We start from the raw sequence: 13,134 nt of genomic DNA, 5'->3' as shown, positions 1-13,134 counted from the left end.
AGCCTTGCCATCCGACACCGTCACTCTCATCGTCAGGTGTGTAATAAACTGGCGCGCACCTTGATCACCACCTTTTTGATGTCCACCGGAGCCTGTACCACGCAGCCCGGCTTATGCGGCTCGCCCGGCATAAAAATCACAAATCTTCCCGGCTTCAGTACCATCGCCTGCTCATCGGCAATCTGGCTACACAGCTGATAATCATCCTCAACGTGCATCTCTTCGCACTGACGAGCAGAATCAGTCATCCCGAACAGAATGCGTTCTTCACCGGATAACAGCACCTGAATATCAATGTATTCCCTGTGCAGTTCCGCTTTCTTTTGCTCTGGGCTCTGCGTTGCAAATTGCATGACATTCATAAAAATATTATCGCCCTGCAACTCGTAGCGCCCTGGCGTTTTCTCCTGCGGATTCGCCGCAACAGCCAGCGTTAACGCCTGCTGCAAAACCGGATGTAATCCGGCAGAAGGCAATGAACGCAACTCATCTGACATCATAATCAATCTCCCTGGGCCAACAGCGCGGCCCCCAGTAATCCAGCGTCATGACGGTAATGCGCCGCCCGTAATTCTACGTGGTAAGCCGAAGGCTCTTGTGCCAGATAGTTTTCCACCAGCGCCAGATACCCTGGCGCCAGCCCCACGCTGCCGCCAATCACCACAATCTGGCAATCGAGCGTGGCCTTCACATCGGCGACAAGCCTTGCCAAAGTACGTGCCGAACGATGGATCAACCGACTGGCCTGCTCATCACCCTGCCCGGCGCGGCTAAAAATGGTTTTTGCGTCGCATCCAGCAAGCGCGCCTTCGGCAGCCGCCGCGATCCCACGACCGGAAGCGATCGCCTCGACACAACCCACACGCCCGCAACCGCACACCGGCCCATGCGGATCAGCCAGCGTATGTCCCAGATGCCCGGCCAGACCGCCAATCCCGGTCAGCAGCTTCCCATCACTTACCACCCCGCCGCCTACACCGGTGGAGACGGTGATAAACACCATATCGCGGTACTCGCCGCCAAGCGCATGATACTCAGCCCACGCCGCGGCCTGCGCGTCATTGACTGCCAGCGTCGGCAAAGCGGTGAGATCTTTTAGCGTTTGCACCAGAGGAAAATGCAGCAGCCCGCCGAGGTTGTGCGGGTTCAGCGCCAGTAGAGAACCGTCGCGGATAATCCCCGTTGAGGCGATCGCCACCCGCGTTGCCTGCCCCTGTAGCGGCGCAACCAGTGCTTGTAACGCGGCACGCAGAGCATCCGGTGTTTTGCTGGCGGGCGTCGGCAATTCATGACGCTCTTGAATTTGCAGGCTGCTGTCTACCAGCGCAACAGCCAGTTTGGTGCCGCCAATATCAATCGCCAGCGTGGTCATAGCACCGCCTTTTTAAGCGCTGTGTTGTACCACTGGCAAATGTGCTCCAGCCGGGTAATGGCTGAGCCGACTGTCACCGCCCAAGCGCCATGACGCATCGCCTCAGCGGCCTGCGCTGGCGTGTTGTAACGTCCTTCAGCAATCACCCGACAACCCGCGTCACTTAAAGACTTCACCAGAGCCAGATCCGGCTCTTCGGGCGTTTCTGGCGTGGTATAGCCAGAAAGGGTAGTGCCAATGATTTCGGCACCGAGTTTCTGGCAGGCCATGCCATCCGCCATGGACGAACAGTCAGCCATCGCAAGGCGTTGGTGATGATGAATACGTGCCAGTAAGGTTTCTACAGGTACCGGACGTACGCGATCGGTACCGTCGATGGCGATGATGTCAGCGCCTGCCTGCGCTAACGCATCAACATCCTCGAGATATGCGGTGATGCGAACCGGAGAGTCATCAAGGTCACGTTTGAGAATGCCGATAATCGGCACCGAAACTACCGCCCTGGTCGCTTTCAGGTTTTCCACCCCTTCAATGCGTAACGCCACCGCGCCAGCCTGTTCTGCGGCCAGCGCCATCGCCGCAACAATTTCCGGTTTATCTAACGGGCTGTCAGGAACAGGCTGGCAGGAGACAATCAGCCCGCCGTTCGCGGCAATCTTGATATCCAGTTGTTCAAGTAACGACATGCTTATTCCCTTATGACTATTGCCCGGCGCAGGACCGGGCAAACGGATTAACTTTTGGATTTCACCATGGTGCTTTTGTCGCCGCCGAACGGCACGGCCCCGCTAAACGGTTTGCCATCAATGGCATCATGCGTACGCAATGCTTCAGGCCGCAGCCAGCGCTGTACGCGAGACGGCATATCGAGACCAATCAGCAGGATCACCACAAATGTCAGGCCGAAAGAGAGCGATCCCAACGCGGTGCCCAGATCCAGTCGTTGGGCAATCAGCGCACCGATGATCGGTGCCAACGCCCCGCCCAGTGCACCCACGTTGTAGGTGAAGCCCAGACCCGCCGCACGCTGGTCGGTATCGAAATAGCCGCCAATCAGTTTGGGTAAGATCCCTGAGATCCCCTGACCGAGCATTTGCTGGAAAAACAGCAGTAAACCCAGTACCCAGACGTTTGAGCCGCCAATCGCAAACACTGGAATAATCAGCAACTGCGAAGCCAGCAGACTGCAGACATAGGCCTTACGCGTGCCCAGCCAGTCGCCAAGAAAACCACCGACACAACAACCGACCGCCGCGCCAAAGCCGCTAAAGAAGAGCACCCTGGCGACAGTGGAAGGGTCATACAGCAATTCGGTTTTCAGATAGGTTGGCAGCAGCGCCTGAATCGGCCACGAGTAAAGGAAGGCAAACAGCACAACCACCATCAGCATGACGCCCGTCGGCCAGCGTTTCCCGCTGCTTTGCACCATAAAACTAATGAAGATAAACGCACATATCAGGCCAAGGACCGCCACGATAGCCGCATTTTGCAGGTTGCCTGCAAAGCAGAACCACAGCGCGGTTGCGGCGGCGAGAGTCATCACAATATTGATAACCCGATGTTCGCCCCGGTAGAGAATGTCCACCATCGTGCGTACCGGCGCTTTGCCTTCGTGTTTCTCTTTCCAGTCTTCCGCTTCCGGAATATTTTTACGCAGCCAGAGGGCGAAGATAATCGGCAAAATGCCGATGAAGAACAGCGCGCGCCATCCCCAGACCGGGACCACCAGGCTGTAGACCTGCGCGGCGATCACTGCGCCTACAGAGAAGCCGGAAATCAGGAAGCCGCTGGCTTTGTTTCGCAAGTGCCTGGGCCAGCTTTCAATAACATAAGTTGCGCTGGAGCCGTACTCACCAGCCATCCCCATACCGATAACCAGGCGGGCGATAAACATGGTGGTGTAGCCCGGCGCGAAGCCGCAGGCCAGCGTCCCCACAGAGAACAGAATGATACTGGTGACCATCGCCAGGCGGCGTCCATAACGGTCGCCCATCGCGCCCAGCATTAACCCGCCAAACCAGCGGGAGATAAAAGCGGCCGAGATCAGACTGGCCGCCTGCACCGTCGTCAGTCCGAATTCGCCTTGTACTTCCGTCAGCACAAGGGCGATTAATACAAAATCAAAACCATCAAGCAAATATCCCAGCCAGGCGGCGGAAAATGCCCGCCATTGCGCCCGATTGAGATGGCGATACCACGGGATGCTCTGGGTAGAAGTACTCATTTTACTCTCCCGACGATCTTTATTTTCGTTGTGGTGCCGGATGGCGGATTCGCCTTATCCGGCCTACGAGTCTTGTTTTTGCAGGCCGGATAAGCATTGTGCTATCCGGCGTCCGATCAGTCGCGTTCCAGCATTAATTGCTGGGCCAGCGCTTTCAGTTCCGGCAGATATTGTTCATCTACCGGGGCAAATGGTTTACGGCACAGCGGAACAGAAACCACGTCCATATAGTGCAATACCGTCTTCAGGCCGCGGAACACGCCAACCTTAATGAGCAGATCGATAACCTTATTGCACTCGGTTTGCAGCTTTTGCGCCGTACGGATGTCGCCTTCTTTGAGCGCTTTCACAATTCCCTGATAACGCCATCCCATAATGTTGTAAGTGCTACCGATACCGCCATCTGCGCCCGCCAACAGACCAGAAGCGAAGATCTCGTCATAACCGTTATAAAGCACCAGATCGGGGTGAGCGCGGCGGATCTGTTCCATCTGATAGAGATCGCCTGAGGTTTGCTTCAGCGCGCCAACGCCCGGCAACGTCACCAGCGTGTTGATCTGATCCAGCGTCAGTTTTACGCCGCTCAGCGCCGGGATGTTATAGACCACCATCGGCAAGCCATCAGCGGAATCAATAATTGCGCGGTAGTGATCGCAGTGCTCTTCAAAACTGAACGGATAGTAAAACGGTGTGACGGCTGAAACCGCATCAAAGCCGTAGCGATGCGCGGCACTCGCCAACTGTTGGCTCTCTTCGGTACTCACTGTGCCAACGTGAGCGATCAGCGTCACCTTGCCTTTCGCTTCTTCGGCAACAATTTCCAGTACCTGCTCTCTCTCAACGCGGTTTTGGACAAATGCCTCACCCGTAGACCCACCGACATACAGCCCGTCGATCCCTTGCCCAATGTTGAAACGCACCAGGCGGCGCAGGCTCTCAATGTCCAGTCGCTGTTGGCTATCGAATGGGGTTAACAACGCTGGCATTACGCCTTTTAAATCTCTTGCCATAGCTACCTCTGATGATGATTAGTGTTATCTGACTGCATACCTTTATACCTGTTATACCAGATCAAATAAGCAGCAATACAATACAGAACGCTTATAGTGCGATCTGCCTCACTAAACGATCGTCAGGATCGCGATTACTTACGCAATTTTTTACTTTTGCTAAAGGCGTGCCAGGTAGCGGAAACGCTGTTGAGATGTTCTTGCAGTGCGCGGTCAGCTTCCTCAGGGTCGCGCTGACGAATCGCGTCGACAATAGCGATATGCTGCTGATAACTCACGTTATTGTGCTCATACAACTCTTGGTCGGCTACGGTCGGACGGGCGGCAATTAGCCAGTCTAACAGCGCAACATGGATAGCCATAAAGATGGGATTGCCCGGGATCTCCGCCAGTATGCGGTGAAAATCAACGTCCGAGCGAATGAACAGCGTATTGTCATCGAGTGACTGGCTGTTGATCTCCAGTGCTTTCGCCAGTCTGTCGATTTGCTCATCCGTCGCATGTTCTGCGGCGTATCGTACCAGGCTGGATTCAAAGAACAGTCGCAACTGTTCGAAGTGGGCAATGCCGCCGGGATGCGCGAGGAAATCTTTCGCCATACCGGACAGCTCGCTGATAATGGTATCAGCTGAAGGACGCGAAACGCGGGCGCGCTCGCCATTGTTGATTTGCACCAGACCTTTGCGTTTTAACGCTGCCAGCGCTTCTCGTACAGAAGGACGGCCCACGTTAAAGAAGGCCATCAGCTCCCGCTCAGACGGCAACTGTTCGCCCTCGCCAAATTCCCGACGACGAATCATCTGCTCCAGTTCTTCTTCAACCATTTCAGACAGCTTTTTACGCGCCAGCGGGCGGTTGCGTAAGCTACGGCCAATGGTGGATGGAGAGTCTTCAGCTTGCGAATCAAATGCGTTCATAGGGCCCATTCAGCTAAGTCGTGGTGACAAATAACAGCGGGTTTATCCTAACACAGGATCGAAAGCAGGGTGAAATGATGGTCAATCAGACTGTCGGGCTTATTGGCGGTCTAACCCATCCGGATATTTTGTTACGCTAAAACATTCAGCTTATCTTTAATTGAAAACAATCATATTCGCTTCGTGAAATTTATGAACATGAACGTGATAAATTATCATAACCATCTATTTTATAACGATAAATAATTTAAACATCGAATTAAAAATAAGATATTCACTCCATAAAAATCGCCCGAAAAAATATAACATCCGTTTGGACAACAGCGTTATTACCGGATTTATCTTCTTCTCTGGCATGGAGTGAAACAATGTTCGGCATCATTATCTCTGTCATCGTTTTATTAACGATGGGTTACCTGATCCTCAAAAACTACAAACCGCAGGTAGTGCTGGCAGCCGCGGGGATCTTCCTGATGATCTGCGGCGTCTGGCTAGGCTACGGCGCGCTGGTCGATAACGACAAGAGCAGCGGCTATCTCCTGGTCGATATTTACAACGAAATTCTGCGTATGCTTTCCAATCGGGCGGCCGGACTAGGGTTATCAATCATGGCGGTAGGTGGTTATGCCCGTTATATGGACAGGATGGGGGCCAGCAGAGCGATGGTTAGCCTGTTAAGCCGTCCGCTTAAGCTAATCCGCTCACCCTATGTTGTTCTTGCCGCCACCTATGTGATTGGTCAGATCATGGCGCAGTTCATCACCAGCGCTTCCGGGTTAGGCATGCTGCTGATGGTGACGCTGTTCCCGACGCTGGTCAGTCTTGGCGTGAGCCGTTTATCCGCGGTGGCGGTCATTGCCACTTCAATGTCAATTGAATGGGGCATTCTGGAAACCAACTCTATTTTTGCCGCGCAGGTGGCGGGCATGAAAATCGCTACCTACTTCTTTCACTATCAGTTACCCGTCGCATCGTGTGTTATCGTCGCCGTCGCTATTGCACATTTTTTCGTTCAGCGGCAGTTTGATAAAAAAGCATTCCCGGAAAGCAACGGATTCGCTGAACAAAAGACGCTGGAAAACGTGCCACCTCTCTATTACGCCATTCTACCCGTCATGCCGCTGCTTCTGATGTTGGGCTCGCTTGCCCTGGCACATATGGGGTTAATGAAAACAGAGCTGAATCTGGTGGTGGTCATGCTGATGAGCATGACGCTGACGATGTTTGTCGAGTTCCTGCATAAACATAATCTGCGCGAAACGATGGATGACGTGCAGGCCTTCTTTGACGGCATGGGAACCCAGTTTGCCAACGTTGTCACGCTGGTGGTCGCCGGTGAGATCTTTGCGAAAGGGTTGACGACTATCGGGACTGTCGACGCTGTAATAAAAGGTGCAGAGCATTCCGGCCTTGGCGGTATCGGCGTGATGATCATCATGGCCGTGGTCATTGCCGCCTGTGCGATTGTCATGGGGTCAGGTAACGCGCCGTTTATGTCTTTTGCCAGCCTGATTCCAGATATTGCCGCCGGACTACATATTCCTGCGGTAGTGATGATTATGCCGATGCATTTTGCTACTACGCTGGCCCGGGCGGTATCCCCCATTACAGCGGTCATTGTGGTGACATCAGGTATTGCGGGCGTATCGCCCTTTGAAGTGGTAAAACGTACGGCCATCCCGATGGCAGTGGGATTTGTGGTCAATATGATAGTCACCATCACGCTGTTTTACTGATCCCGAAGGCAGAAAACAGAACAGGCCCCAAAGGGCCTGTTTTTTATTTCACTACGCGTAGCGCTGGACGCCCACCGCGAGGCGGCGGCGGAGTGTCATCCGGATCGTTGTCGTCGCCATTGTCAGGCTTATCGCCATCAATGACCGACATGACCGTTTCACTTTCAAAACCAGTTGCGTCGTTGTCGTCATCATTTAAGCTGGCGACATCTTCGTCGTAGGCGGCTTCCGGCTCGAACATAGTACCGGCGCCATTTTCACGAGCATAAATTGCCAGAACTGCCGCCAGCGGTACAGAAACCTGACGCGGCACACCACCGAAGCGCGCGTTAAAGCGCACTTCATCGTTAGCCAGTTCCAGGTTACCCACCGCACGCGGTGCGATATTCAGAACAATTTGCCCATCACGCGCATATTCCATAGGAACCTGCACGTCCTGAAGCGTCACATCCACCACCAGGTGCGGCGTAAGCTGGTTGTCTAACAACCACTCATAGAATGCGCGCAGCAGATACGGACGGCGTGGTGTTAGCTGTGGCAAATCCATACAGGTTAACCCCGGCCCAGACGCATTTCACGTTCAGGCTCAGTCAGAGAAGCCAGGAAAGAATCACGTTCAAAGACGCGAGTCATGTACCCTTTCAGTTCTTTCGAACCTGCACCGTTGAATTCAATGCCCAGCTGCGGTAAACGCCACAGCAGCGGCGCCAGGTAGCAGTCTACCAGGCTGAACTCGTCGCTCAGGAAGTAAGGTTTCTGGCCAAATACTGGTGCAATTGCCAGCAGTTCTTCGCGCAGACGCTTACGCGCGACTTCGGCTTCAGAAGCAGAACCGTTCACGATGACGTTCATCAGCGTGTACCAGTCTTTTTCAATACGCTGCATGTACAGGCGGCTTTCACCACGCGCAACCGGATAAACCGGCATCAGCGGCGGATGCGGGAAGCGCTCATCCAGGTATTCCATAATGATGCGAGATTCCCACAGGGTCAGCTCACGATCCACCAGTGTCGGTACGCTCTGATTCGGGTTGAGGTCGATCAGATCCTGCGGTGGATTGTCCTTCTCCACATGCTCAATCTCGAAACTAACACCTTTCTCAGCCAGCACAATGCGGACCTGATGGCTATAGATGTCAGTAGGACCAGAAAACAGCGTCATTACCGAACGTTTGTTGGCAGCGACAGCCATGAAAACCTCCAGGTATATTCAGAATTTTTACTGCTACCAGCCACTAAGTGGCCAGCCAGAAGTGATGTCACCCATATTCGGGAAAGCCATTACTGTTCAAAATACAAACAAAAAATGAACGATACCGGACATTTGGGCAGAAAATTGGATGATAGTTTACCAGATTTTGTGACCTTTGTGGTGAGTCGATTCTTGAAATGGGGAAAAAGAGGTGGCAATCAGCGGATTACCGTGGTTATACGGAGAGCAGTAACGATAAAAAAACCCGCCGAAGCGGGTTTTTTCGCAAATTGTTGTCTGCCGAAGCAGAGTACAATTAACGTTTGGAGAACTGAGGACGACGACGAGCTTTACGCAGACCGACTTTCTTACGTTCAACCTGACGAGCATCACGGGTAACGAAGCCAGCTTTACGCAGTTCGCCACGCAGGGATTCGTCGTACTCCATCAGAGCGCGGGTGATACCGTGACGGATCGCACCAGCCTGACCAGAGATACCACCACCTTTAACAGTGATGTACAGATCCAGTTTCTCAACCATGTCGACCAGTTCCAGCGGCTGACGAACTACCATGCGGGCAGTTTCACGACCGAAGTACTGTTCCAGAGAACGTTGGTTGATTACGATTTTACCACTGCCCGGTTTGATGAAAACGCGAGCTGCGGAACTTTTGCGGCGACCAGTGCCGTAGTATTGATTTTCAGCCATTGCCTATAATCCCGATTAGATGTCAAGAACTTGCGGTTGCTGTGCCGCGTGGTTGTGCTCGTTGCCAGCGTAAACTTTCAGTTTACGGAACATAGCACGACCCAGCGGGCCTTTTGGCAGCATGCCTTTAACCGCGATTTCAAGCACACGCTCAGGACGGCGAGCAATCATCTCTTCAAAGGTCGCTTGTTTGATACCGCCGATGTGACCGGTGTGGTGATAGTACACTTTGTCAGTACGCTTGTTGCCAGTTACAGCAACTTTGTCAGCGTTCAGAACGATGATGTAATCACCGGTATCTACGTGCGGAGTATATTCCGCTTTGTGCTTACCGCGCAGGCGCAGAGCCAGTTCGGAAGCCAGACGGCCCAGAGTTTTACCGGTCGCGTCAACAACATACCAGTCGCGTTTTACGGTTTCTGGTTTAGCTGTAAAAGTTTTCATTAAAAGCTTACCCAAATAAATAAGTTACACGTTGGTGAACACCCAAACGTTTTGTCAGTTGAGGTTCACACGACATTGTCCAGCAAACCTACCCCTTCGAATAGCCTATGCCGGCGCATAGAAAGTTTTGGGAAAAAAACTCTCTCGTAACGTGGGGTCGCAAGATTATAGAGAAGTCAGGGTCAAAGATCGACCCCTTTATGTGATTTGCAGCAGGTTTAACCGGCTAAATGTTCCCGCTTCAGATACTCTTCGCTTTGCATCTCCTGCAAACGCGACAAACAACGCTGAAATTCAAACTTCAGACGCTCGCCCTGATAGATTTCATAAAGAGGTGAGGCCGCACTGACCACCAGCTTAACGTGGCGTTCGTAGAACTCATCCACCAGTGCGATAAAACGCCGCGCTTCGCTCTCCATCAGCGTCGTCATGACCGGCACATCAGACAACAGCACCGTATGAAACAGACGCGATAGCGCAATGTAGTCATGCTGACTACGCGCATCGACACAGAGCGTGGTGAACGACACCGCCAGCGTTTGGTTTTCGACGGCCAGCGTCTGCATCGGACGATGATTGATCTCCAGCGTCGGCGCATGTTCACTTTTCGTTCCCGCTAATGCCAGCCACAGCTTATCCATCTGCTGACGAGTTTCCTCATTCAGTGGTGACAACCACAAATGCGCCTGCGTTAAGGTGCGCAGACGATAATCGACGCCAGCATCGACATTCATGATGTCACAATGCTGTTTGATGGCATCAATGGCAGGAAGAAAACGCGTGCGTTGCAAACCGTTACGATACAGCTCATCAGGCGGAATATTGGAGGTTGCCACCAGCGTAATACCACGGGCAAACAGCGCCTTCATCAGACCGCCGAGCAGCATGGCGTCGGTGATGTCAGAAACAAAAAATTCGTCAAAGCACAGCACGTCCGTTTCGGCCTTAAAGCGGTCGGCAATGATTTCCAGCGGATCGCTCTGCCCCTGCAGGGCCGTAAGCTCTTCATGGACGCGCAGCATAAAACGGTGAAAGTGCAAACGCTGTTTACGCCCGCCCGGCAGGCTATGGAAGAACAGATCCATCAGCCACGTTTTTCCGCGCCCGACTCCGCCCCACATATACAAACCACGCACCGGCGCGTTGGTCGATGACTCACGTTTTCCCAGCAATTTGCCAAAACGCGCCATCAGTCCGCTCTCCTGCGGCGCAGGACGTGCTGGCGTCGAAAGCTCCTGGAAAATTGTTTCCAATCGATTCACTGCTTCTTGTTGTACGTTGTCGGGATGATGACTGCCGTCTTTGAGGGCTTGCTGGTAACGCGATGTCGGGGAAAGGCTTTGCATGATGTTATTGTTATTCCTTGAGAATCGATGTGCCGTCGCTCACGGTTGACGAAAAAAAGGCCGTTCTACATTACGTGATATAAACACGGGATTCCACTTCTACGGGATTAGCGGTTATAGTGGCATAATCAGGCGCAGGCATGGAGCCTAAAGCCAACACCCTACGGAAACACAAGACAACGGGAGATGTTCATGACCTGGGAATATGCGCTAATTGGGTTAGTCGTCGGTATCATTATTGGTGCTGTAGCCATGCGTTTTGGTAATCGTAAATTACGCCAACAGCAGGCATTGCAGTACGAACTGGAAAAAAATAAAGCTGAGCTGGAAGAGTACCGCGAAGAGCTGGTGAGCCACTTTGCCCGCAGCGCTGAACTGCTGGATAACATGGCGGACGATTATCGTCAGATCTACCAGCATATGGCGAAAAGCTCCAGCAACCTGCTGCCGGGTATGTCACCGGAAAATAATCCGTTCCGTAATCGTCTGGCAGAGTCCGAAGCGGGTAACGATCAGGCGCCGGTTCAGATGCCGCGTGACTATTCTGAAGGCGCATCTGGCCTGCTGCGTAGTGGCGCAAAGCGCGACTAACTGCACATCGTTAAGAAATTTATTGGGCGCAGCAATTGCGCCCTCCGCTTCTCTTCCTGTCCCAGCTATTATTTAGTCGTTAGCCTCATTGTGACCAAACCGAAAATTCAATAACATCAAACTGTTTTGAATCATCTTCCGTTTACTCAAGGTACGAGAGCAGGATCCATGAAAAAACACACCCAGCTGTTGAGTGCATTAGCGTTAAGTGTCGGGTTAACTCTCTCGGCGCCATTCCCAGCCGTAGCGTCGATTCCCGGCCAGGTTCCCGGCCAGGTTCCCGGTCAGGCTGCGCTCCCCAGCCTCGCACCGATGCTGGAGAAAGTGTTACCTGCCGTGGTGAGCGTAAGGGTCGAAGGCACCGCCGCTCAGGGGCAGAAAGTCCCGGAAGAGTTCAAAAAGTTTTTTGGTGATGAACTTCCCGATCAACCTGCACAACCTTTTGAAGGGCTGGGTTCCGGGGTCATCATTGATGCCGCCAAAGGCTACGTCCTGACCAATAATCACGTCATCAATCAGGCGCAAAAAATCAGCGTTCAGCTTAATGATGGCCGTGAGTTCGACGCTAAGCTTATCGGCAGCGACGACCAGAGCGATATCGCTCTGCTGCAAATTCAACACCCCAGCAACCTGACGCAAATTGCCATTGCCGACTCCGACAAACTCCGCGTCGGTGATTTCGCGGTGGCCGTGGGTAACCCGTTTGGTTTGGGGCAAACGGCCACCTCCGGCATCGTATCGGCTTTGGGTCGCAGCGGGTTGAACCTGGAAGGTCTGGAAAACTTTATTCAGACCGATGCCTCCATCAACCGGGGTAACTCCGGCGGCGCGTTGCTAAACCTCAATGGTGAGCTGATTGGCATTAACACCGCGATTCTGGCCCCCGGCGGCGGTAGCATCGGTATTGGTTTTGCGATCCCGAGCAATATGGCACGCACGCTGGCGCAGCAACTGATGCAGTTTGGTGAAATCAAACGTGGTCTGCTGGGAATTAAAGGCACCGAAATGACCGCCGATATCGCCAAAGCGTTCAAACTGGACGTGCAGCGCGGCGCGTTTGTCAGCGAGGTTCTGCCTAACTCTGGCTCCGCAAAAGCAGGTGTGAAGTCTGGTGACGTCATTACCAGCCTCAACGGCAAACCGCTCAACAGCTTCGCCGAACTGCGTTCACGCATAGCGACAACCGAACCAGGGACCAAAGTCAAACTGGGCCTGCTGCGTAACGGTAAACCGCTGGAGGTTGAAGTAACCCTGGATACCAGTACATCATCTTCCGCCAGCGCGGAGATGATTGCTCCTGCGTTGCAAGGGGCTACGCTCAGTGACGGTCAGCTTAAAGACGGCACCAAAGGCATCAAAATTGATAACGTTGAAAAAAGCAGCCCAGCCGCGCAGGCCGGTCTGCATAAAGATGACGTTATCATTGGCGTTAACCGCGATCGTGTAAACTCGATCGCCGAAATGCGTAAAGTGCTGGAAACGAAACCGTCGATCATTGCTCTGCAGGTAGTGCGTGGTAACGAGAGTATTTACCTGCTCCTGCGTTAACGCATGCAACCGGACATCAGCCCCCCGTGTGATGTCCGGTAAACTC

The 13,134-nt window shown here is 53.2% G+C and carries 14 protein-coding genes; 3 read left to right on the top strand and 11 right to left on the bottom strand.

The annotated features are described in order from the left end of the window. Positions 1 to 32: 32 nt before the first annotated feature. The 6 genes from nanQ to nanR all read right to left on the bottom strand — a co-directional run bounded on the left by nanQ (position 33) and on the right by nanR (position 5,532). Positions 33 to 500 carry an N-acetylneuraminate anomerase gene (nanQ, locus tag HVZ52_RS02350; RefSeq protein WP_181598817.1) on the bottom strand — a complete coding sequence of 156 codons (468 nt, stop codon included), beginning with the start codon at positions 498 to 500 and terminating at the stop codon, positions 33 to 35. 2 nt (positions 501 to 502) lie between these two features. Beyond that, complete coding sequence (gene nanK, locus HVZ52_RS02345; protein WP_181598816.1) at positions 503 to 1,372, bottom strand: N-acetylmannosamine kinase; 870 nt, start codon at positions 1,370 to 1,372, stop codon at positions 503 to 505. Then, positions 1,369 to 2,058 (bottom strand): N-acetylmannosamine-6-phosphate 2-epimerase, encoded by a 690-nt coding sequence (locus HVZ52_RS02340; RefSeq protein WP_019077794.1) that lies wholly within the window; start codon positions 2,056 to 2,058, stop codon positions 1,369 to 1,371. The genes nanK and HVZ52_RS02340 overlap by 4 nt, the downstream gene beginning before the upstream one ends. Positions 2,059 to 2,105: 47 nt before the next feature. After that, positions 2,106 to 3,596 (bottom strand): sialic acid transporter NanT, encoded by a 1,491-nt coding sequence (gene nanT, locus HVZ52_RS02335; protein WP_016154702.1) that lies wholly within the window; start codon positions 3,594 to 3,596, stop codon positions 2,106 to 2,108. A 116-nt stretch (positions 3,597 to 3,712) separates the two neighbouring features. Continuing rightward, positions 3,713 to 4,606 (bottom strand): N-acetylneuraminate lyase, encoded by an 894-nt coding sequence (gene nanA / locus HVZ52_RS02330; protein ID WP_016157581.1) that lies wholly within the window; start codon positions 4,604 to 4,606, stop codon positions 3,713 to 3,715. Between the two features lie 134 nt (positions 4,607 to 4,740). Further along, on the bottom strand, positions 4,741 to 5,532 hold the full coding sequence (gene nanR, locus HVZ52_RS02325; protein WP_016154704.1) for a transcriptional regulator NanR: 792 nt from the start codon (positions 5,530 to 5,532) through the stop codon (positions 4,741 to 4,743). A 359-nt stretch (positions 5,533 to 5,891) separates the two neighbouring features. Here nanR and dcuC point away from each other — a divergent pair, with 359 nt between their 5' ends. Beyond that, complete coding sequence (gene dcuC, locus HVZ52_RS02320) at positions 5,892 to 7,259, top strand: anaerobic C4-dicarboxylate transporter DcuC (RefSeq protein ID WP_181598815.1); 1,368 nt, start codon at positions 5,892 to 5,894, stop codon at positions 7,257 to 7,259. 43 nt (positions 7,260 to 7,302) lie between these two features. Here dcuC and sspB read toward each other — a convergent pair whose 3' ends face one another. The 5 genes from sspB to zapE all read right to left on the bottom strand — a co-directional run bounded on the left by sspB (position 7,303) and on the right by zapE (position 10,949). Further along, positions 7,303 to 7,806 carry a ClpXP protease specificity-enhancing factor gene (sspB, locus tag HVZ52_RS02315; RefSeq protein WP_047358534.1) on the bottom strand — a complete coding sequence of 168 codons (504 nt, stop codon included), beginning with the start codon at positions 7,804 to 7,806 and terminating at the stop codon, positions 7,303 to 7,305. A 5-nt stretch (positions 7,807 to 7,811) separates the two neighbouring features. Continuing rightward, on the bottom strand, positions 7,812 to 8,450 hold the full coding sequence (sspA, locus tag HVZ52_RS02310) for a stringent starvation protein SspA (RefSeq protein WP_003025132.1): 639 nt from the start codon (positions 8,448 to 8,450) through the stop codon (positions 7,812 to 7,814). Positions 8,451 to 8,766: 316 nt separating this feature from the next. Further along, positions 8,767 to 9,159, bottom strand: coding sequence for a 30S ribosomal protein S9 (gene rpsI / locus HVZ52_RS02305; protein ID WP_003025138.1), 393 nt, complete (start codon positions 9,157 to 9,159; stop codon positions 8,767 to 8,769). Positions 9,160 to 9,174: 15 nt separating this feature from the next. Beyond that, positions 9,175 to 9,603 (bottom strand): 50S ribosomal protein L13, encoded by a 429-nt coding sequence (gene rplM, locus HVZ52_RS02300; protein ID WP_003025141.1) that lies wholly within the window; start codon positions 9,601 to 9,603, stop codon positions 9,175 to 9,177. Between the two features lie 218 nt (positions 9,604 to 9,821). After that, complete coding sequence (gene zapE / locus HVZ52_RS02295) at positions 9,822 to 10,949, bottom strand: cell division protein ZapE (RefSeq protein ID WP_181598814.1); 1,128 nt, start codon at positions 10,947 to 10,949, stop codon at positions 9,822 to 9,824. A 192-nt stretch (positions 10,950 to 11,141) separates the two neighbouring features. Here zapE and zapG point away from each other — a divergent pair, with 192 nt between their 5' ends. After that, complete coding sequence (zapG, locus tag HVZ52_RS02290) at positions 11,142 to 11,540, top strand: Z-ring associated protein ZapG (RefSeq protein WP_003025147.1); 399 nt, start codon at positions 11,142 to 11,144, stop codon at positions 11,538 to 11,540. Positions 11,541 to 11,708: 168 nt separating this feature from the next. Beyond that, positions 11,709 to 13,088, top strand: a complete 1,380-nt coding sequence (gene degQ / locus HVZ52_RS02285) for a serine endoprotease DegQ (protein ID WP_181598813.1) — start codon at positions 11,709 to 11,711, stop codon at positions 13,086 to 13,088. Positions 13,089 to 13,134: the final 46 nt, after the last annotated feature.

The sequence above is a fragment of the Citrobacter sp. RHB36-C18 genome (assembly GCF_013814485.1).
Classification (GTDB): Bacteria; Pseudomonadota; Gammaproteobacteria; order Enterobacterales; family Enterobacteriaceae; genus Citrobacter; species Citrobacter braakii.
Note: the sequence above shows the minus strand (reverse complement) of the source record. Positions and strands in the feature narration are given on the sequence as shown.

Bases quoted from the DNA above. Each gene is read 5' to 3' on its own strand.
- degQ (WP_181598813.1), top strand. From the start codon at position 11,709: ATGAAAAAACACACCCAGCTGTTGAGTGCATTAGCGTTAAGTGTCGGG.
- rpsI (WP_003025138.1), bottom strand. From the start codon at position 9,159: ATGGCTGAAAATCAATACTACGGCACTGGTCGCCGCAAAAGTTCCGCA.
- zapG (WP_003025147.1), top strand. From the start codon at position 11,142: ATGACCTGGGAATATGCGCTAATTGGGTTAGTCGTCGGTATCATTATT.
- nanQ (WP_181598817.1), bottom strand. From the start codon at position 500: ATGATGTCAGATGAGTTGCGTTCATTGCCTTCTGCCGGATTACATCCG.
- rplM (WP_003025141.1), bottom strand. From the start codon at position 9,603: ATGAAAACTTTTACAGCTAAACCAGAAACCGTAAAACGCGACTGGTAT.
- sspA (WP_003025132.1), bottom strand. From the start codon at position 8,450: ATGGCTGTCGCTGCCAACAAACGTTCGGTAATGACGCTGTTTTCTGGT.
- nanR (WP_016154704.1), bottom strand. From the start codon at position 5,532: ATGGGCCCTATGAACGCATTTGATTCGCAAGCTGAAGACTCTCCATCC.
- nanT (WP_016154702.1), bottom strand. From the start codon at position 3,596: ATGAGTACTTCTACCCAGAGCATCCCGTGGTATCGCCATCTCAATCGG.
- zapE (WP_181598814.1), bottom strand. From the start codon at position 10,949: ATGCAAAGCCTTTCCCCGACATCGCGTTACCAGCAAGCCCTCAAAGAC.
- nanA (WP_016157581.1), bottom strand. From the start codon at position 4,606: ATGGCAAGAGATTTAAAAGGCGTAATGCCAGCGTTGTTAACCCCATTC.
- nanK (WP_181598816.1), bottom strand. From the start codon at position 1,372: ATGACCACGCTGGCGATTGATATTGGCGGCACCAAACTGGCTGTTGCG.
- HVZ52_RS02340 (WP_019077794.1), bottom strand. From the start codon at position 2,058: ATGTCGTTACTTGAACAACTGGATATCAAGATTGCCGCGAACGGCGGG.
- dcuC (WP_181598815.1), top strand. From the start codon at position 5,892: ATGTTCGGCATCATTATCTCTGTCATCGTTTTATTAACGATGGGTTAC.
- sspB (WP_047358534.1), bottom strand. From the start codon at position 7,806: ATGGATTTGCCACAGCTAACACCACGCCGTCCGTATCTGCTGCGCGCA.